This window comes from Neptunomonas japonica DSM 18939 (assembly GCF_000422765.1).
In the GTDB taxonomy this organism is placed as follows: Bacteria; Pseudomonadota; Gammaproteobacteria; order Pseudomonadales; family Balneatricaceae; genus Neptunomonas; species Neptunomonas japonica.
The window spans coordinates 118,687-139,378 of record NZ_AUGR01000001.1 but is presented as its reverse complement, the minus strand read 5'-3'; the positions used below and the strand labels follow the sequence as shown (position 1 = coordinate 139,378).

At 44.3% G+C, this 20,692-nt stretch carries 19 protein-coding genes; 11 read left to right on the top strand and 8 right to left on the bottom strand.

Annotated elements, in window-relative coordinates; all coding sequences use genetic code 11:
• Nucleotides 1-9: 9 nt before the first annotated feature.
• Nucleotides 10-1,071 (bottom strand): type IV pilus assembly protein PilM, encoded by a 1,062-nt coding sequence (pilM, locus tag G511_RS0100685; protein WP_028467893.1) that lies wholly within the window; start codon nucleotides 1,069-1,071, stop codon nucleotides 10-12.
• 147 nt (nucleotides 1,072-1,218) lie between these two features.
• Between pilM and G511_RS0100680 the strand changes: the two genes are divergently transcribed.
• The gene (locus tag G511_RS0100680; RefSeq protein WP_028467892.1) at nucleotides 1,219-3,606 is read left to right on the top strand and encodes a penicillin-binding protein 1A; all 2,388 of its coding nucleotides are present in this window, start codon (nucleotides 1,219-1,221) and stop codon (nucleotides 3,604-3,606) included.
• Nucleotides 3,607-3,711: 105 nt separating this feature from the next.
• Here the strand turns inward: G511_RS0100680 and G511_RS0100675 are convergent, their stop codons facing one another.
• The 3 genes from G511_RS0100675 to rpmE form a co-directional block, all read right to left on the bottom strand.
• Nucleotides 3,712-4,977: a malic enzyme-like NAD(P)-binding protein gene (locus tag G511_RS0100675; RefSeq protein ID WP_028467891.1), complete on the bottom strand. Its 1,266-nt coding sequence runs from the start codon at nucleotides 4,975-4,977 to the stop codon at nucleotides 3,712-3,714.
• 131 nt (nucleotides 4,978-5,108) lie between these two features.
• A complete protein-coding gene (locus G511_RS0100670) occupies nucleotides 5,109-5,846 on the bottom strand; it encodes a thermonuclease family protein (protein ID WP_028467890.1) in 738 nt (245 codons plus the stop codon).
• Between the two features lie 29 nt (nucleotides 5,847-5,875).
• The gene (gene rpmE, locus G511_RS0100665; protein ID WP_028467889.1) at nucleotides 5,876-6,100 is read right to left on the bottom strand and encodes a 50S ribosomal protein L31; all 225 of its coding nucleotides are present in this window, start codon (nucleotides 6,098-6,100) and stop codon (nucleotides 5,876-5,878) included.
• A 207-nt stretch (nucleotides 6,101-6,307) separates the two neighbouring features.
• Between rpmE and G511_RS0100660 the strand changes: the two genes are divergently transcribed.
• From G511_RS0100660 to G511_RS0100620, 9 genes are all read left to right on the top strand, one after another.
• Complete coding sequence (locus G511_RS0100660) at nucleotides 6,308-8,497, top strand: primosomal protein N' (protein ID WP_028467888.1); 2,190 nt, start codon at nucleotides 6,308-6,310, stop codon at nucleotides 8,495-8,497.
• A gap of 87 nt (nucleotides 8,498-8,584) precedes the next feature.
• Nucleotides 8,585-10,555, top strand: coding sequence for a HAMP domain-containing methyl-accepting chemotaxis protein (locus G511_RS23695; protein WP_051221364.1), 1,971 nt, complete (start codon nucleotides 8,585-8,587; stop codon nucleotides 10,553-10,555).
• Nucleotides 10,556-10,696: 141 nt separating this feature from the next.
• Nucleotides 10,697-12,457, top strand: a complete 1,761-nt coding sequence (argS, locus tag G511_RS0100650; RefSeq protein WP_028467887.1) for an arginine--tRNA ligase — start codon at nucleotides 10,697-10,699, stop codon at nucleotides 12,455-12,457.
• Between the two features lie 13 nt (nucleotides 12,458-12,470).
• The gene (locus tag G511_RS23690) at nucleotides 12,471-13,178 is read left to right on the top strand and encodes an SPOR domain-containing protein (RefSeq protein WP_051221362.1); all 708 of its coding nucleotides are present in this window, start codon (nucleotides 12,471-12,473) and stop codon (nucleotides 13,176-13,178) included.
• Nucleotides 13,179-13,263: 85 nt separating this feature from the next.
• Nucleotides 13,264-13,794, top strand: coding sequence for an ATP-dependent protease subunit HslV (hslV, locus tag G511_RS0100640; protein ID WP_028467886.1), 531 nt, complete (start codon nucleotides 13,264-13,266; stop codon nucleotides 13,792-13,794).
• A gap of 20 nt (nucleotides 13,795-13,814) precedes the next feature.
• Entirely contained in the window at nucleotides 13,815-15,158 is a 1,344-nt protein-coding gene (hslU, locus tag G511_RS0100635) for an ATP-dependent protease ATPase subunit HslU (RefSeq protein ID WP_028467885.1), read from the top strand.
• A gap of 64 nt (nucleotides 15,159-15,222) precedes the next feature.
• Entirely contained in the window at nucleotides 15,223-15,600 is a 378-nt protein-coding gene (locus tag G511_RS0100630) for a gamma-butyrobetaine hydroxylase family protein (protein ID WP_028467884.1), read from the top strand.
• Nucleotides 15,601-15,662: 62 nt separating this feature from the next.
• Nucleotides 15,663-16,421 (top strand): bifunctional demethylmenaquinone methyltransferase/2-methoxy-6-polyprenyl-1,4-benzoquinol methylase UbiE, encoded by a 759-nt coding sequence (gene ubiE, locus G511_RS0100625; protein WP_028467883.1) that lies wholly within the window; start codon nucleotides 15,663-15,665, stop codon nucleotides 16,419-16,421.
• A gap of 14 nt (nucleotides 16,422-16,435) precedes the next feature.
• Nucleotides 16,436-17,053, top strand: coding sequence for a ubiquinone biosynthesis accessory factor UbiJ (locus G511_RS0100620; RefSeq protein ID WP_051221360.1), 618 nt, complete (start codon nucleotides 16,436-16,438; stop codon nucleotides 17,051-17,053).
• 10 nt (nucleotides 17,054-17,063) lie between these two features.
• Here the strand turns inward: G511_RS0100620 and G511_RS0100615 are convergent, their stop codons facing one another.
• The 3 genes from G511_RS0100615 to G511_RS0100605 are packed head-to-tail and all read right to left on the bottom strand — an operon-like array spanning nucleotide 17,064 to nucleotide 18,946.
• Nucleotides 17,064-17,477, bottom strand: coding sequence for a CopD family protein (locus G511_RS0100615; RefSeq protein WP_028467881.1), 414 nt, complete (start codon nucleotides 17,475-17,477; stop codon nucleotides 17,064-17,066).
• A 30-nt stretch (nucleotides 17,478-17,507) separates the two neighbouring features.
• Nucleotides 17,508-18,278 carry a DUF2927 domain-containing protein gene (locus G511_RS0100610; RefSeq protein WP_036550797.1) on the bottom strand — a complete coding sequence of 257 codons (771 nt, stop codon included), beginning with the start codon at nucleotides 18,276-18,278 and terminating at the stop codon, nucleotides 17,508-17,510.
• A complete protein-coding gene (locus G511_RS0100605; protein WP_028467879.1) occupies nucleotides 18,278-18,946 on the bottom strand; it encodes a fumarylacetoacetate hydrolase family protein in 669 nt (222 codons plus the stop codon). Before G511_RS0100605 ends, G511_RS0100610 begins: the two co-directional genes overlap by 1 nt.
• Nucleotides 18,947-19,049: 103 nt before the next feature.
• Here G511_RS0100605 and G511_RS0100600 point away from each other — a divergent pair, with 103 nt between their 5' ends.
• On the top strand, nucleotides 19,050-19,328 hold the full coding sequence (locus G511_RS0100600; RefSeq protein WP_028467878.1) for a peptidylprolyl isomerase: 279 nt from the start codon (nucleotides 19,050-19,052) through the stop codon (nucleotides 19,326-19,328).
• 57 nt (nucleotides 19,329-19,385) lie between these two features.
• Here G511_RS0100600 and G511_RS21455 read toward each other — a convergent pair whose 3' ends face one another.
• Nucleotides 19,386-20,678 carry a GGDEF domain-containing protein gene (locus tag G511_RS21455; RefSeq protein ID WP_051221358.1) on the bottom strand — a complete coding sequence of 431 codons (1,293 nt, stop codon included), beginning with the start codon at nucleotides 20,676-20,678 and terminating at the stop codon, nucleotides 19,386-19,388.
• Between the last annotated feature and the right edge of the window lie 14 nt (nucleotides 20,679-20,692).

The following is a 20,692-nucleotide window of genomic DNA, read 5'->3' as shown; positions in this document are numbered from 1 at the left end:
TACTATTCCCTATTGATCAAACGATCTAAGCGCTAAGCCACAAGCTTTTACCAATGCAGGCGTATCTTTTACCAAGCGCTCTTTATTAACCTTAACGCTCACATCCATTTGTTCAAATGGGTTAGCTGTATTTACCGGAATACCTAGCTCATCACTCAGAATACCAGTCAAACCATCAATAGAAGCGACGCCTCCACATAAGTAGATTTTTGTAAGCTGGTGCTGAACCCCTGAGGAGTAAAAAAACTGTAATGCGCGAGAAACCTGCTGAGAAACCGTTAAACGAAAAGGCTGAATAACAGATTCTTGCACCTCTTCGCTAATCTCTCCAAGTCTTAAAGCCTGCTCGACTTCATCAATAGCCATGCCGTATTGGTGATGAATGTTTGTAGTTAGGTCATTCCCACCAAAAGACTGTTCGCGATTGTAGATAATCTTATGATCTCGAATAACATTGAGCGTTAACGTGGCAGCTCCCACATCCACAATCGCAACCATATCGTCACTTTTAAGATCTTCATTAATAAGCATCGGAAAAGCACGCTCAATTGCATACGTATCGACGTCAACAATCGCGCATTTTAGGCCAGCAGCATTAATAGCATCTTCGCGTTGGTCCACGTCATCGCGACGACACGCAACCAACAACAAATCATTCAGTTCAGGATGAGTCCTAGATTCGCCTAAAATTTCAAAATCAAGCGCCACTTCATCTAAGGGATAAGGAATAAACTGATCAGCTTCAACTTTAACTTGATCTTCAAGTTCAACTTCAGAGAACGCTTTGCTAAGTTCCATTCGCTTGATGATAACGGCAGAAGAGGGGACTGCAGCAATAGCGTTGCCCTGCTTGAGAGCACAAATTTTAATAGCTCGCTCTATTGCTTCAGTGACAGGCTGTACTTCTTGAATATTCCCATCAACAACCGCCGTTGGAGGCAATGACACAATAGCATAGGCATCCAGTCCGACCAGACTTCCGCGCCTGGACAAGACAACCAACTTAACCGACGACGAACCAATATCAACACCGACCCAGCTGGCCGTTTTCTTCCCGAAAAAGCTGACCACTTATAAGTTCCTTTCAATATATAAATTTACCTTCTACCTAATGACTTTAGCTGAAATAATGAAAAATTAAACTTTAATTAAGCTAGAGAGAGTATATTAGCGCCGATATAATGTATTTTATTGAATAAAAACTATTTCAAGGTAAGTATGCGCGTGCTTAAATCCTTCTTCCGCTTCGCTTTAATTCTAGCTTTCATAGGCCTAATATTGGGAGCTGTAGCCGTTATTGGTCTGTATCAACACTTTGCACCAACGCTACCAAACGTAGAAACTTTGCGAGATATAAAATTTCAAACCCCGTTAAAAGTTTTATCGACTGATGGTAAATTAATTGCTGAATTTGGCGAAAAAAAACGCACGCCAATCACTTATGAAAAAATTCCTGAAACATTTGTCCAAGCACTTCAATCCGCTGAAGATAGTCGTTTTTTTGAGCATTACGGAATAGACTTAATTGGACTATCACGCGCGGCTTATCAATTAGTTTCGACCGGAAAAATTCAAAGCGGTGGTTCAACCATAACCATGCAGGTCGCCAAGAATTTTTTCTTAACGAGAGAACGTACTTTTGAGCGAAAATTTAGCGAAATATTTCTTGCCTTAAAAATAGAACAATCACTATCCAAGCAAGAAATTTTTGAATTATATGTTAATAAAATATACTTAGGACACCGCTCATACGGAATCCAAGCTGCGGCAAATGTCTATTATGGAAAAAACATTGACGAACTATCTTTACCACAGCTGGCTATGATTGCAGGCCTTCCCAAGGCCCCCTCAACCTTCAACCCTATAACCAACCCTAATAGAGCTATAGAGCGTAGGAATTGGATTTTAGGCCGCATGCACAATCTATCTTTTATAACTGAAGAAGAGTCTAAAGAAGCACAGTCAGCCCCTGTCACAGCCAAATACCACACTACAGAAATAGAATTATACGCCCCCTATATTGCAGAAATGGTGAGAAGTGACCTATACGGACAGTATGGTGATGAGCTTTATACTGACGGCTTTACTGTGTACACAACACTGAATAGCACAATGCAGTCAGCTGCTAACACAGCCGTACGTAACGGGCTTGTTAATTATGTCAAACGCCATGGTTACCGAGGCCCTGAGAAGCAGCACGACATTACAGACATTTCATCTGAGGAGATCACGACTTTACTAAAAAAAGAAACCTCATTTGCTCAGCTTGAACCTGCCATTATTCTTAATGTAGATAAAAAAAGCGCTACTGCACAACGAAAAAATGGCGAAATAATCACCCTTCCATGGGAAGGATTAAAGTGGGCAAAGAAGTTTAAAACGGTGAATTACTCCGGCCCAATGCCGAAAACCGCTGCTAAGGTCGTCCAAACAGGCGACCTTGTACGCATACTAAATACAGGCGAGTACTGGGAGCTGAGTCAAGTACCTAAGGCACAAGGCGCATTAATCTCTATGACACCGCAATCAGGTGCTATTCGCTCACTCGTTGGTGGATTTAGCTTCACTCACAACAAATTTAATCGTGCGACTCAAGCTCACCGCCAGCCCGGCTCCAACTTCAAACCTTTTATTTATGCCGCAGCTATGGAGAATGGCTTCACACCCGCTTCTATAATTAACGATGCGCCTGTCGTGTTACAAGACAAAGGCCTCGATGGCAATTGGCGCCCTCAAAACTCAAGTAAAAAGTTTTCAGGACCAACACGCCTAAGGGTCGGCTTATATAAGTCACGCAATCTAGTTTCTATTCGACTGTTACGCTCTCTTGGTTTTAACAAGGGAATAGAATACTTATCTCGCTTTGGCTTTGACCCTAAAAAACTACCCGCCAATCTATCACTTGCTTTGGGGAGCGCCGATGTCACTCCTCTAGAATTAGTGACTGGCTACGCAGCTTTAGCAAATGGTGGTTATAAAGTTGAGCCTTACTTCATTGAACGCATTAATGATCAATACGGCCAAACCATTTTCACCACTAATACACCTATCGTATGCCATGATTGCTCCACAACTAACAATAAAAACAAAGCCATTGACACAACAACTGTAGCAGCAACTAATGTCGCGCCACGCATTATGGACAAACGTACAAATTTTTTACTTTATAGCATCATGCAAGATGTTATTCGACGTGGAACAGGCACGCGCGCTAGAGTCCTTAACAGGTCAGACCTAGCCGGAAAAACAGGCACAACTAACGAGCAAAAAGACGCATGGTTTACTGGGTTTAATAGCAAACTGGTAACCACATCATGGGTCGGCTATGACCAACCAGCACCCCTAGGACGCTCGGAGTTTGGCGGCACTGCCGCACTGCCTATTTGGGTCGACTTTATGCGAGAGGCCTTAGCTGACACGCCTGAAGCACCTGTACCTAGACCTAATGGCATAGTGCAAGTACGCATTCACTCCAGCACCGGTTTACGTGCCAGCTCAAAACAAAGCAACACCCTATATGAATACTTTAAATCCGAACAAACGCCACACCAAGGCGTGGCCGAAAACTCACCTTCCAACGGACAGTCCACTGAAGACCTTTTCTAAGGTTCATAAAATACAGTTGGGCACAAAAGTCATTCCAAATTCAAGACGAAAAAAAACCGGCAACGCCGGTTTTTTTCATTCTGCTAAAAGTACATTAACTATACTTTATACAATATCAGCCAATGTCGTTAGCGGATAATGAGCTGGCAAAGGCAAGCGCGCCACACCAGTATCGATCGCAGCTTGCGCTACAGCCATTGATAAAGCACCGAACAAACGCGTATCTGTTGGTTTTGGAATAATGTACTCAGGACCAAACTCCAGAGACTCTAAACCATAGGCATCTAATACATCCTGAGGAACGGGCTCTTTAGCCAAGTCAACTAAAGCACGTACTGCTGCTTCTTTCATCTCTTCATTGATCGCAGAAGCACGAACATCTAGCGCGCCACGGAAAATGAACGGAAAACCAAGAACGTTATTAACCTGATTCGGAAAATCCGAACGACCTGTTGCCATAATGACATCATTACGTGCCGCATGAGCAACTGAAGGTAGAATTTCAGGATCAGGGTTAGCACATGCAAACACAACAGGTGTAGCAGCCATCTTCTTCAACTGATCAGCAGACAGCAAGTTAGGACCAGACAAGCCTACAAATACATCGGCACCATCGATAGCATCATCAAGGGTGCGCTTATCAGTCTCAGTTGCAAAAATTGCTTTCTCAGGTGTTAGATCTTCACGACCAGAGTGAATCACACCTTTACGGTCAAGCATGTAGATGTTTTCTACTTTTGCGCCCATATTAATCAGTAGCTTCATACAAGCAGAAGCGGCAGCACCAGCACCCAAGGTTACAATTTTAGCTTCGTCTAGCTTCTTACCTGCAATTTCCAAAGCGTTGATCATACCTGCAGCCGTTACGATAGCTGTACCGTGTTGGTCATCATGGAAAACAGGGATATTACAGCGGTCAATAAGAACTCGTTCAATCTCAAAACACTCAGGCGCTTTGATATCTTCAAGGTTGATACCACCAAAAGTTTCAGCAATGCGCGCAACAGTGTCAATAAACGCCTGCGGGCTTTCTGCATCTACTTCTATATCGATTGAATCTATACCAGCAAATTTCTTAAATAGTAGGGATTTACCTTCCATGACTGGTTTAGAAGCCAATGGACCTAGATCACCCAAACCAAGAATTGCACTACCGTTTGTAATAACTGCGACTAAATTACCTTTAGCTGTATAACGGAAGACATTTTCAGGGTCGCGCGCGATTTCACGGACAGGCTCCGCTACACCCGGGCTGTAAGCCAAAGCAAGATCACGGGCCGTTGCTGCTGATGTAGTCAGCTCAACACTGATTTTGCCTGGACGAGGGAATTCATGGTAATCCAGTGCCGCTTGTTTCAGATCTTCAGACATGATTGCTGTTCCAATTTTTTATAACAAAAGACGAGTCAAGAATCATATAGAAAAGAGATTAAAGGGACAACTCCCCTCCAACTAAGGAACTAACCTTCTAATACTAAGCATGCAAGAAATAACAAACTCAATTAAGGCACTTCGATATTAGATACATGGTTCAAATACACAGTAAATGCAGCGTCAAACCCATCACGCTTAAAGGTTTTTGCCTGCACCCACCCTCTTACCTGAACATTGCGGCCAGATAATGAAGGCAAACGTGACGTACCTCGCAGCATAACGACTACTTTTTCATCAAGCACCAAGGCGTCCGCTGTTTTAAAGCGGAACTGCCTAGTCACCTTGCCTTGCAGTACAGAAAAGCCAAGATGCTTTCTACTAAAATTGCTTGCATGCATAAGCTCATGCGCCCACACCCCTAACTCAGCCGAACGCGCTTTTTTCTCTGCTAACCTATGGCACTTTTTCTTTTGCACATTCGGCGCTACCGAAATAGCATAGGCGAGGCCTTTTTCGAGCAGCTCAATATCAGGACCTACACCTTTAGAATCGACTATATAACCAAGAACACGACCATAGCTGTCATGTGCTTCTTTCTCAATTTGTAGATATACGTCTTCTTTATGAAGTGAAACCCAATATTTCAATACAGAAGTGGCTTGTTGCGCGACCACTCTAGACCAGCTAGACCCACTTTTTAGTTCTGGTGTATTAATGCCAACCAGCCTAACTCGGCGACGATCCGATAACTCTAACGTATCACCATCATAAACATAGCGTACAGAGACTTTAACTTTCTTAATGCTCAATACACAGCTATCTGATGCCTGTACAACTGAAATAGCAGACACAAAAAAGGCACTCATTAAGAGTGCCTTTTTGAATAACTGTTTGATTATTCAGCAGTCTTTTTAGTGCCGATAGAACCAAAACGCTTGTTAAAGCGATCGATACGGCCACCAGAAGTCGCTTCTTTCTGCTTACCTGTATAGAAAGGGTGACACTGGCTGCAAACATCCACGTGCATATCATGGCACATTGTAGAGCTTGTTTTCATTTCGTTACCGCAAGAACACGTGATAGTCACGTCTTCATATTTAGGATGGATGTCCGCTTTCATAGTAAACCTCAGAGTTGTTTCTGCACCGCCACCTGATCATTATGTCAGGCACCGTACAAATAAAAATAAACTGACATATAGCCAGCCTATAATGGTAGGCGGCAAATTATACGGACAGATACTACTAGCTGCAAGCATATAGGCCATTTAAACCTCTAACAAAAGCCCTTACACTTAGGCAACCAACATTCAGCAAAGTATAAATTAATGATTTTTCTTCGCGTCGCCATACCTTCACCTCTCAGACGACATTTTGATTACTTGCCCCCAGAACACACGAACGCAGATTCTTTCCAAGCAGGTGTACGCGTAAAAGTACCTTTTGGCAGACGAGAACTCATCGGGATCTTGCTAGAAGTCGTAACAAAGACGGATGTCCCCACGAACAAACTAAAGCCTGTTATTGAGGTCTTAGATAGCATACCTTTGCAGCCACAGTATATTCGAGATTTAGCACTATGGGCCGCTGATTATTATCAACACCCAATAGGTGATGCCTTATTTCAATCACTTCCGGTTTACCTACGCAAAGGTGGCGAAGGGGTAGCAACACATACTTACCTTTGGCAAGTCACGCAAGACTCCACTGCCGGAGGAATTTCCGCTAGAGCTTATCAGCAGCAGGCGTTATACCAACTCATTGCAGAACACCCACAAGGCATTAGCAAGGAAGCAATAAAAGCAGAGGGCGGCCAAACAACACTACTTGCCACACTCGAAAGCAAACAACTCATTAAAAAGGTCACACAAAAGCATTCGCTGCCGGAGGCTTCACATCTACTCAAAGAAGTACCTTTATCGCTAAATTCAGAGCAACAGAACGCCCTCCAATCAATAACAAAAGACAAGGGTTTCAATGCTTTTCTACTCGATGGCATCACTGGATCAGGAAAAACAGAGGTATACCTACAAGCCATACACGAAATACTGAAAAAAGGACAACAAGCACTCATATTAGTGCCTGAAATTGGCCTAACGCCACAAACCGTTCAACGCTTCAAAAGCCGCTTTCGTGTTCCTGTTGCCGTTTTACACTCCAATTTAACCGACAAGCAACGCTTCGATGCATGGATGCATGCATCTCAAGGAGAGGCGCCTATTGTTATCGGTACACGATCAGCTATTTTCACACCGTTAAAATCTCCCGGCATCGTCATAATTGACGAAGAACACGACAGTTCATTCAAGCAACAAGAAGGATTTCGCTACTCTGCACGCGACCTTGCAGTAGTGAGAGCCCACGCAGAACAGGTCCCTATCATCCTCGGCAGTGCGACGCCCTCTCTAGAGTCTTTACATAATTGCGCACTCAATAGATACCAACATTTAACACTGCGTGTTAGAGCGGGGAACGCGAAAACACCTGAATTTCAATTATTAGATATAAAGAGACTCCCACTTAATAACGGACTTTCTTCTACGCTTATCACACAAATCCAGCAACACTTGGAAAAAGGCACTCAAGTACTGGTTTTCATTAACCGTAGAGGCTTTGCCCCCAGTCTCATATGCCATGATTGTGGCTGGTTAGCCGAATGTCGACGCTGCGACGCAAGAATGACACTCCACCAAAAGCCAGCCCACCTACATTGCCACCATTGCGACAGCCAGCGCCCTATACCATCACAATGCGACCATTGCGGCAGTCGTGCGTTAAAACCTGTAGGAGCGGGCACAGAGCGCACCGAACAAACACTCAATGAATTATTCCCTAAAACACCTATCTTTCGAGTTGACCGTGACAGCACATCTCGCAAAGGTTCCATGGCAAAGATCATGGAGCAGGTCCAAGAAGGAGCGCCTTGTATTTTAGTGGGCACCCAAATGCTGGCTAAAGGACATCACTTCCCTAAAGTGACACTCGTGGCGATATTAGATGCTGATGCAGGACTATTCAGCACCGATTTTCGAGGCATGGAGCGCACGGCACAGATGATAGTACAAGTAGCCGGACGAGCCGGACGAGCAGAGCACCCCGGAAAGGTGGTTCTGCAGACACATCATGCTGAGCACCCACTGTTAGAGTTATTAGCAACTAAAGGCTATGAAACATTTGCTAAAGAGGAACTCAAACAGCGACATCAATTCCAACTCCCACCCTACCAACATATTGCGATTATTCGAGCAGAAGCCGCGGATACCGGTAGAGCAGAAGGCTTTTTACAATCGATAAGAGATCAGCAAAGCCAAGCATTCCCTCAAGTCCAATGGTCAGGCCCATTTCCCTCTCCGATGGAAAAGCGCGCCGGTGTTTTTCGCTCACAGCTGCTCATTTCAAGCCTATCGCGCCCCCTGCTCCAACACTCCCTCAGTTATCTCTGCGCCAATATTGAGACACACCCTATGGCCAGCAAAATACGCTGGTCCATAGACATCGACCCTTACGATATGTATTAAGCTTTTATTAATGTTTAGGCTGGATATGCCACTATAAGTGTCTACACTTACATAAAAAGTCTAACAATAAAGAAGATATACAAGCAGATGAACATATCCAAAAAAATACTCATGGGTTTTGGTGTACTGGCTATTACCATTCTGGTTATTGGTACAGGAGGCCTTTTTGGAATAAACGACATCAATAAACAACTACACTTGATCTCGGATGAATCCGTTCCACAACTGACCAGCAGCTACCAGCAAACCCTCGCGTTAAATCAAGCCAACCAGTCACTTCTCAAGTTTTTGAATAGTCGCGAAGAAAAATTCCAAACACACCTAAAAGCTTTTGACCGCCACTTCGCAGGTTTCAATCAAGGACTAGCGCAACTAAAAAGCCAACAAAAAGAAGGCAGCACACTCTATAGCGCATTAATTGAATCCGAAACAGCAGCTAACCACTATGTAAAAGCCGCTAAAGAGGTACAAAAAATACATGTTGAGCGAACCTTGCTAGCACGCAAAGTAATTACGGAAACACAGATGTTTCAAGCCCAGATCGACTCCATGTCTAACTGGGGGCAAAGGTACTTAACAAAAGACCCTTCTGAAGACGCACGCTCCAGCATCCAAGTCTTGTTAAGAACAGTGAATCAAGTCAAAACGGCTGTACGTATTTACCAAAAAACTTACGACATCAGCAAACTAAAAGCATCGCTACTTAAACTGAGAATAAAAGTAACCGAGGGCTTTAAAAATTTCGTCGAACTCGACGAAGATGGTGCACGAATAGCAGGCATTATCGACGGACTAAAATTCTCTTTGGAAGAAAACGTTGGACTTTTAGGAGCCTATATCCAACAAGATAACACCACCCAGCTTCTGGAGAGCAAGTTAAAAAATGCAGAAATGCAATTATCGCTGACGGAAACAAGCTTACAAAAAGTACTGAACATCGCATTAGAACAAACAGATGGCGCCAGAACTCAAGCAACATACACTATAAAAACCAGCCAACTGCTAATCTACGGACTCAGTGCTTCAGGTCTAATTATTGCCTGTATCGTCGGCTGGATCATTATGAACACCATACGCCGCCCACTCAACAATATGCGCCAACAGCTAATAGCCGTAGGAAAAGGTGATTTAACCATACGCTTTAACGATAAACGCGACGATGAATTTGGTGAACTGGCGGCTAGTTTAAACACCGTTGTTACAGGCCTTCAAGAGATCTTGCAGCAAGTGATAAGTAACTCAAAACAACTATCTCAAGTAGCTGAGGACAACGCGCAAATCAGCAAAGAAGCAACGTCGGCCATGACCGCTCAAAGCCAGCAACTAGAATTAACATCAACGGCGTCCACTGAGATGGAAAATACGGTATCCGAAGTCTCGCATCATGCCGACTCAACACTATCCGCAGTGCAGCACTGCGAAGAGTTAAGCCTAGATGTAGATAAAAAAATGGAATTAACTCGCACTAGCATATCTTCCCAAGCATCCGTTATTGAAGAAGCAGTCCATGCGTCAACAGAACTTGAAATGGACAGCAAGAAAATTGACTCAATATTAGTCACTATCAACACTATTGCAGAACAAACCAATCTTTTAGCGCTCAATGCCGCCATTGAAGCAGCCCGTGCAGGTGATAACGGCAGAGGCTTTGCGGTAGTGGCGGATGAAGTCCGACAACTGGCTAGCCGCACACAAAACTCTACTGAAGAAATTCAAGCCATGGTCAACAGCATGCAAATGCGTATACGCAGTGTTGCTAGCGGGATGCGAAACAGCCACGATAAAGCGGGAGAGTGTGTGCAGCATGCACAATCATCCAGCGACGCCTTACATGCCATGCAAACGGCTATCGAAACTATTCGCAATATGAACACCCACATAGCAGAAGCTGCATCACAACAAAACAGTGCCGTACAAGAAGTCAGCCGAACTTTGGTTAGCATTAATACAGCGGCAACCGAAACAGCACAAGGCGCCCATACGGCATCAGAGAGCAGCACCACATTGCTAAAAATTGCTCAAATACAACGTGAGTTAATTCGCCGCTTCACAATCTGAATATAAAACATCCAATCTTCTGCTGGCGAGGGGTTAACATCCCAGCGCCAACAGGGGATAATAGCCGGTTCGTTCTGGGCCGTTTAACTCTCGAGCTTTTACTTCCTAAAATATTTAAATCGAACTGGTATCTACAGGCAAATGAAACAGCATATTGCAGATCTGATCAGTGCAGCACTAAAAACACTGAGCGACAACGGCATTTTCGCCGCTGATGTCCAACCTTCTATCATGGTTGAAAACACGCGCGATAAATCACACGGGGATTTTGCTTCAAATATCGCCCTAGCCTTAGCCAAACCAGCTCGACGCAACCCTCGTGAGTTAGCCCAACTGATTATTGATGCACTACCAGCGTCTGAAAATCTGGATAAAACTGAAATTGCCGGACCTGGCTTTATTAATTTCTTTGTAACTCAAGAAACTACAACGGCTGTTGTTGGTCAGATTATTGCCCAAAAAACCGAATTTGGTCGCGGTCTTGCCAGTAGCACTGAACGCACACAAGTTGAGTTTGTTTCAGCCAACCCAACAGGCCCATTACATGTAGGCCACGGCCGTGGCGCAGCATATGGAGCATCAGTTGCCGACTTGCTTGAAGCTGCTGGCGTTCCTGTAGAACGTGAATACTACGTCAATGACGCTGGCCGACAAATGAACATCCTGGCCACTAGCTTGTGGTTACGTTACTTAGAAAAACTTGGCGCGACTGTTACTTTTCCAAGTAATGGCTATAAGGGCGACTATATTCATGACATAGCCTCATCAGTTATCGATGAGCATGCTGATATCTACAAACGCCCTCTTGATGAAGTGATGCACAACATCCCTGCAGACGAACCTCAAGGCGGTAATAAAGAAACTCACATTGATGCACTCATAGAAAGAGCCCAAGAACTCTTAACAGCCGAGGGCTATGCTGTTTTCTTTAATGCGGCATTGGACTCAATTCTGTCTGATATCCGCGATGACCTGTCAGACTTTGGTGTCGAGTATCAGAAATGGTTTTCAGAGCTTAGCTTAACAGCAAACGGCGATGTAGAGAGTGCACTGAATACACTTCAGGAAAATGGTTACCTGTTTGAGGAAGAAGGAAACTTATGGTTCCGTTCGACTGCATTCGGTGATGACAAAGACCGTGTTGTTCGTCGCGCTAATGGTTTAACGACTTATTTTGCGTCAGATATTGCTTATCTTAAAAATAAGTTCGAGCGCGGTTTTGATAAGGTGCTTTATATCTGGGGGGCCGACCACCATGGTTACATTGCTCGTATGAAAGCGGCTTGCCAAGCGTTAGGTTATGACCCAGAGCGATTATTAGTTCGCTTGGTACAGTTTGCTATACTTTACCGCGGTGAAGAACGTGTACAAATGTCGACGCGCTCCGGCTCATTCGTAACATTGCGTGAACTGCGTGATGAAGTAGGTAAAGATGCTTGCCGTTTCTTCTATGTAACCCGTAAAGCGGATCAACATATGGATTTTGACCTAGAGCTAGCCAAGACTCAGTCAAAAGATAACCCTATTTACTATATTCAGTATGCTCACGCACGCGTTTGCTCAGTACATCGCAAACTGGCTGAGAATGAGTGGGTTTGGGATCAAGAATCAGGCTTAGCAAACTTAGGCAAGCTCGACACAGAACATGAAAAAGACTTGATTACTCGGTTGTCTAAATACCCAGAAGTGCTTACTCATGCAGCGGTTAATTACGAGCCACACTTACTTGCCAACTACCTTCGAGAATTGGCGAATAACTTCCACTCGTACTATAACGCTAACAAAATGCTGATTGATGATGCAGAACTACGAAATGCTCGTATCACGCTTAGCGAAGCAACCCGCCAAATCCTAAACAATGGTCTGACCCTTTTAGGTGTTAGTTCACCTGAACAGATGTAAGTAAAGGACACCCATGGCTTCGCGTAAGGATTTTGTTCAGCGCTCACGAAAGCAGTCTCCTGCCAGCCCTAACCGGCCGGCAGCAGCAAAACCACGTGCGAAGGCAACACCTGCGCCTAAGCGCAAGCCATGGAAACTCGCCCTCTTTAGTTTAGTCGCTCTTGCAGGGCTCGTATTTTTATTGAATCAACTACTAAACGTGGATTCAATACAGACACCTCAAACGACAACTGTAAAAAAACAAACCTCTACTCCCGTTAAAAAACCAGTTCCTGTGGTAAAACGTACGGAGAAAAAAGTCGTTGCAACCAAACCTACAGTAATTAAAAAACCTGCTTCAGGACCCAAGGTTGTTGAAAAATCTGTAGAAGCTAAAACAGTACCAAAGCAGAATAAATATGAATTTTACGAGCTGCTGCCAAAAGATGAAATAACACCAGCAGCAGTAAAGGAATACAAATCAACACCGCGCAGCGCGAAACTTGATAAAACATATGTACTGCAAGCAGGCTCGTTTCGAAATGCAGCTGATGCTGAAAAAATGAGAGCACAACTGCTACTCTCAGGTCTAAAAAACGTACACACCAACCCATCCAATGGCGCCAATGGCCTATGGTATCGAGTCAGAATAGGTCCTTTTGATAATCGCTCAGTCATGAATAAAGCCCATGACAAACTAGCCCGCCTAAATATTAATGCGCTGACTATCCGAGTTGATTAAGCATCATTTTACACCCTTCCCCTTGAAATCCTTCCTGGGAAATCCCATATCTGGAGTAACCCGAACCCAATAAGGTCAAGCTCCCATGACAACAATTGTTTCAGTACGCCGCGGTGATCAAGTCGTCGTCGGTGGCGATGGACAAGTATCTCTTGGCAACACTGTCATGAAAGGTACCGCTAAGAAAGTAAACCTTTTACCTAAACACAACGTTATTACCGGGTTTGCAGGCAGTACAGCTGACGCCATTACATTACGTGATCTATTTGAGCAGCAACTTGATAAACATCACGGCAATATCGTCAATGCCGTTATCCATCTTGCTAGAGAGTGGCGTAGTGACCGTGTTTTACGTCGCCTTGAAGCGCTAATGCTCGTCGCCAACGATGAAAAAACCTACCTATTATCTGGTACTGGCGATGTTATCGAACCAGAAGATGGCGTTATCGCCATAGGCTCCGGTGGCAATTATGCCCTAGCGGCGGCTAAGGCACTGGTAGCTAATACTGATTTTTGTGCGAAAGAAGTTGTTGAAAAAAGCCTTAACATAGCGGCCGACATTTGTGTGTTCACCAACCACAATCTAACTATCGAAACTTTGCCAGCAAAAGACTAAGAGCATTTAGGAGCCCTAACATGTCCAACATGACACCCCGTGAAATCGTTCACGAATTAGACCGCCATATTATCGGTCAACAGGATGCTAAACGCTCAGTTGCTATTGCGCTACGTAATCGCTGGCGTCGCATGCAGCTACCTGAAGAATTACGCGTTGAAGTTACACCAAAAAACATTCTGATGATCGGCCCTACAGGCGTCGGTAAAACAGAAATCGCTCGACGTTTAGCCAAGCTCGCCAACGCCCCTTTTATTAAGATTGAAGCCACTAAATTTACAGAAGTAGGCTACGTGGGCCGCGATGTTGAAACGATTGTACGTGATCTGATCGACATGGCTGTCAAAATGATTCGCGAACAAGAAACAGAAAAAGTTCGCTTTCGTGCTGAAGATGCAGCTGAAGATCGCATTCTAGACGCCCTGCTTCCACAAGCAAGACCGACAGATAGCGACAATGCCTCAACAGATAGCAAGACCGACAACGCGACACGACAGATTTTTCGTAAAAAACTACGTGAAGGCGAGCTGGATGACAAAGAGATCGACATTGATGTTGCTCAGTCAAAAGCCAATGTAGAGATCATGGCTCCTCCTGGTATGGAAGATATGACAAACCAGCTGCAGAGCATGTTCTCTAATATGGGCGCAGCCAATAAGCAGAGCAAGCGAATGCCTGTCAAAGAAGCCATGAAGCTGCTTATTGAAGAAGAAGCCGCTAACTTGGTGAAAGAGGAAGACATTAAACAAAGCGCTGTCGATATGGTTGAGCAAAACGGTATTGTTTTTCTTGATGAAATTGACAAAGTTTGTAAGCGCGCCAGCTCAGGGTCGGGCGGCGGCGATGTATCACGTGAAGGCGTTCAACGTGATTTATTACCACTCATTGAAGGCTGTACCGTCAACACAAAATACGGCATGGTAAAAACTGACCATATCTTATTTATTGCCTCAGGAGCCTTCCACTTAGCAAAACCTTCAGATCTTATTCCAGAACTACAAGGGCGATTGCCCATTCGTGTTGAGCTAAGCGCGCTAACGCCTGATGATTTTCGTCGTATTTTGACAGAGCCTACTGCGTCTCTAACAGCACAATACATTGCGCTACTGAAAACCGAAGGGGTTGATGTCACCTTTACTAAGGAAGGCATTGCACGCGTAGCAGAGCTCGCTTTTCAAGTTAACGAAAAAACCGAGAATATTGGTGCACGCCGACTTCACACGATGATGGAACGCTTACTTGAAGAGCTATCATTCCATGCTTCAGATGATTCAGGCAAAGTCATCACTATTGATGAAGAGTATGTGAATAAGCAATTGAGCGAACTTAGCCAGGATGAGGATTTGAGTCACTACATACTCTAATTCTTACTTTTTCTTAAGTGAGCCTGCGACAGTAGGCTCACTGCATACCGACCAAGAGACTTCCATGACTTCTACGCCAATTCCCTCAAACATAAAGTTACATAAAAAATCTAAGACACTGGAACTCATTTATGACCAAGACAGTTATGAGCTCAGTGCAGAATTTTTACGTGTACACTCCCCCTCAGCAGAGGTACGCGGTCATGGTATAGGTAACGGCACTCTTCAAACAGGTAAAAAATTCGTTGCTATAAATGGGGTTGAAGCCACTGGAAACTATGCACTAAAAATAATCTTTGATGATGGACACGATAGTGGATTATTCACTTGGGAATACTTACACGACCTAGCAGTACAGCACGACAAGTATTGGGACAAGTATTTACAAAGCCTCACTGAGGCAGGTGAATCACGTGATCAGGGATTGATTGGCAAGTTCTAAACAGGACAAACCTTTTCTGCCTAGGTACAATGCGTCAAACGCACCCGCCGAGCAAAAAGAATATGAGCGAACAGAACAACAAATCCACCACTGATTTTGGTTTTCGTGAAGTACCTGTTGAAGATAAAGTCAAAAAAGTAGCTGACGTTTTCCACTCAGTCGCCGGCAAATATGACTTAATGAACGACCTCATGTCTGGCGGGGTTCATCGTCTTTGGAAAAAGCTGACGATCGAGCAAAGCGGTGCTCGCCGCGGTAATAAAATTTTGGATATTGCGGGAGGTACGGGTGACCTTACCATGCGTTTTTCCCGAATCGTTGGTACCGAAGGCAAGGTAGTCCTTGCTGATATTAATGACTCTATGCTGAAAGTCGGTCGTGATCGATTAATGGACCGAGGTGTTGCCGGCAACGTTGAATTTGTCCAAGCCAATGCTGAGTGTCTACCATTCCCGGATAATACGTTTGACGTCATTACTATCGCTTTTGGTCTGCGCAACGTCACGGATAAAGATGCTGCCATTCGCTCAATGACCCGCGTTTTAAAACCAGGCGGCAAAGTGATGATTCTGGAATTCTCAAAAACAGATAATCCAGCACTGACAAAAATGTACGATTTCTATTCTTTTAATATTTTGCCAAAAATAGGCCAGCTGATCGCGGGAGACTCTGAAAGCTATAAATACTTAGCCGAGTCTATTCGCATGCACCCTGACCAAGAAACACTAAAAAGCATGATGCAAGACGCAGGTTTGGCAAATTGTAAGTTTCAAAATATGACGGGCGGTATCGTCGCCCTACATACGGGCATTAAACCGTAACGGAGAGACCGCTGATGGCCGCTAACATGCTATACGCCGCAATACTCGCCCCACTTGAGTCGGCCATCAATACAATACTGCAAAGCGATTCTGTGACTTGCCAAGCACTACAGCGCCTAACAGGCAGAGTTATCCAAATCGAAGCCACTGATCTTAACCAGTCTATCTACATCATCCCCTTTAGCGCAGGCGTTCAGCTACAAGCACATATTGAGGGCACTGCAGATGTGACATTAAGTGGCTTATCTAGTCGCCTTATACAGCTACTCACCAGTGAAAATAAAGCAGAACACTTTTTCGGTAACGGCATTAGCGTGACGGGAGAAACGTCTTTAGCTAACCAGTTTCAAGGATTACTCGCTAACACACGTATCGATTGGGAAGCATTACTAGCAAACGGCATTGGCGACCTAGCCGCTCATCAACTCAGCGAGCTGACCAAGAGCCAGCTAAGTCATTTTCAGCGTATCAGCCATAGTTTTAGTGAAAACGTTCACGAATACATTCAAGAAGAAGCACAGCTACTCCCAACACGCCCTGAAGCCTCTGCATTTATGGAAGACGTAGATCAACTACAAGAGCGCACAGAACGCCTCGCAGCCCGAATCAACGCCTTACAGAAGAAACTATAAGTAGTGCTACTTAAAATGGTTTCACTACCACAAAAATCAAAATCGGAATAAAGATCAGCAAAGGCAATTCGTTAAATAAGCGAAAATAGCGACCGCTTCGATCCAGCAAATCTGCCTGCATCTTCTTCAAATATTGTCGGCACCAAACGTGATAGCCTATCAATAGGCCTACAAACATCAATTTAGCGTGTAACCAACCACCAGAAAAACCGTAGCCCAGCCACAACCAGAGGCCTAAACCTAAGGTAAACACGGCCATAATACTCATAAAGCCATAGAGCTTACGCCCCATTATTTTTAAGCGCTCCACATCCTGCCCAGCCTCTCGCCCTTCTACAAAATGCACAAAGATTCGTGGTAAATAAAAGATACCCGCCATCCAGCTCGTCATAGCAAGGATGTGAAACATTTTTATCCAGAGCATGCTCTTCCCTTAAAGTATTCTATATTTCGATTAAAACAACTGATACAAAGCACCTTCTTTACGCACTCGTGATGCAGCGTTTTGAATCAATCCCTTTTTATCTAAATCAGATAAAATAGAAGGGCCGATTCGTTTTATTTTCTTGCGATTAGAGCCTGGACTCATCCGCGGATCATATAGCATTCTCAACAGGATATCATCTAGCCCTGTCAGCAAAAAGCTAGCGGTTTTATCGTTAAAGATAGAAGGATAAACCGCATCAGAATCACGCGGCAAGCCCAGCACTTGAGTCAACTCTTCAACAATACAGGCCAGCAACTTAGCATGGCGTCGAGCCCGGTCTACAGGTATGTAGATAACACCCGCAACGATTTCATCCGCTTTATTCGTTCGAATACTCGCCAAACAGACCGCCCCGCGCTCATGCTTAACCGATTTAGCACCTGAATATTTGCGTATCAACGGAAGCAACTTGCTTTCACGTGTAAAAAACAGCTGCACATTAGCTTGCTTGGCACTCTTAACACGCGTGATATCTAGACCCGTAATTGCTGCGAGGTGTTCAATATGATCATCTAGCAGTTTTTCATGCAATGCTTTATCTCCCACCTGATGCGTAACATACACTTTGACGGGTTTGATCCATTTACGCACCACTTGTTTACCTTGGCCAAACTCACTTCCCAGAGCGACCTCAGTAAAACTATGCAGGATGTATTCGGGTTTTTGCCAGCGCTCCTGTGCGAAAGCCACATTACCCGCCAATACTAAGCATATAAACACAACCAGAGAACGGCTCATTATTTAGCCATCACAGATGTGTGGACGGATAACAAACCAGACAACTCCACAAAGAGGCTATCTCCTTGCGCTATAGGCCCTACTCCAGCAGGCGTTCCGGTCATGACAACATCACCGGGTTCTAACGTGAAAAACTGACTAATATAGCTAATTAACGGCAGCACTTTATTTAACATATAAGCACTATTGCCATCCTGCTTTACTTCGCCATTGACGACCAAACGCATTTGAACATCTTGTAAATCATCTATTTTGTCCGGTGTTACAAATACAGACAGAGGACATGCACCATCAAAAGACTTGGCTTTTTCCCAAGGGTGGCCTTTGGCTTTCAGCCCGTCTTGTAAGTCACGTAGCGTCAGATCCAAGCCTACACCAATACCGATAACCGCTTCACTTACCAGGGCTTCATCAGCTTTACACAGTGTTGCGCCAATAAGCACCGACATTTCAGTTTCAAAATGCACACTGCCCAATCCGGTAGGAATCTCAAAGGCACTCTCTAACTCAGAGGCCGCAGTGGCAGGTTTTATAAACAGCATTGGCTCACTCGGGATAGGGTTATTCAACTCTTTTGCATGCTCCGCATAGTTTCTACCAACACAAACAATCTTACCCAGTGTTAATTCACACGCTTGCCCATTTAAAAAACGATGTTGGTACGCCATATTTCATCCCGTATGATTTGGTTCGTCGATAATAACAGGTATCCTATACCGACAAGATTAATCTAACTATAACGCTACCTAGAAATTATATGAGGTTTTACCCATGGCCAAAGCAAGCGCACGTCATATTCTCGTTGATACTGAAGCTCAATGCGAAACACTAAAACAGCAAATTGAAGCAGGTACAGACTTTGCAGAAGTGGCTAAACAGCACTCTTCTTGCCCTTCTGGCCGTCAAGGCGGAGACCTAGGTTCATTTGGCCCAGGCCAGATGGTACGTGAATTTGATGAAGTGGTTTTCAGCGGTGAATTGAATAAGGTACACGGCCCTGTAAAAACACAATTTGGTTACCACCTGCTAGAAATCACTAGCCGCTCGTAAGCATTATCATGAGGAGAGGTGTTGCAACAACAGCTCTCCTCACGTTAAAACAGCTCCTTACTGCTGCGCATAATCAAACTTAGATCGTCTAGGCTTGCTCTTCTTTGGCGCAGGAGGTGGTTGATGTGAAGCTATTGTGCAATTCCTACCTGCTTTTTTCGCAGCATATAGAGCTTTATCAGCTGCTTTAAGTACAGTCTCGGGGTTTGCATGAGAGGAGTCTTTTTCAGAGACGCCTACGCTGATTGTAACCTGCACATTTTCAGACTCTTTTTGACTGGAACGTAATTTCTTTCCCGTATCACTGTCACAAGGACGCTCATCACTACGAATAGTCATAGGGTAATTGGCTATGATTTCACGTACTTCTTCAAGATATGGAAGCGTTTCAGATTCGGACTTTCCTGCAAAAACAACAGCGAACTCTTCTCCACCATAACGAAAAGCTTTACCGCCCCCTTTTACATTATTAATTTTTGCCGCCACCATTCGTAATACTTGATCTCCAATATCATGACCGTAGGTATCGTTAAACTTTTTAAAATGATCTATATCCATCATAGCAACGGTATAGGTACGCCCCAGTGTCGAAAACTTATCGCGTAATGCACGACGCCCAAGAATGCCCGTCAACTCATCAACAAACGCCATGTTATAACTGTTCTGTAGCACTGAAATGGCCAGCGCAATGAGGGCAGCAGATATGAATAATGATGAGATCAAAGGACGGTCAAACCATAGTAGGGTAATTAATGCAGAAATAAGGGAGGCTAACAAGCCTGCATCAGTATGGGTTTTTCGAACAGCCAAAGAGATCACTACTGGAATTAAACAAACCACGAAAACAGCAGCGGCAGCATTGCTCAAGTAAGTGTCATTGATAGCCATCTCTATCAAACTAACAGGCAGTTCTGAAATCCAGTAAGCCAACTCACCTAGCTCTTTTAGAGCAAATAACACTATGTAGCCGATACTCACCAGCATAATTCTAAGAAGCCCTATAGGTGTGAATATGCCTCGCTCTTTGTAAACAGAAATAAATGCAATGTTAATAGGGAGCAATAACGAAACCGCACTATAAAGCACATAGTTATCTGGCCGAGCTAAACTTGTTTGGAGACCGTTTTGAATCAAAAAATAAGCAGCCCCCAAATTTATCGCCACCAGTAATACCCGACTACGCTTAAAGCTATAGCCAAGAAATACGGCGACAAGCGCCAACAGGTAAGGAACGAGCGTAAAAGTGCTTTGATCAGCAACGGATAACGTTGAAACGGGAGCTAACGATATAAACGCCCCAATCAACAACAGAGTCGCTGGTAACAACAAAACTAATATTCGAAACGCCACACAATAATCCTTTC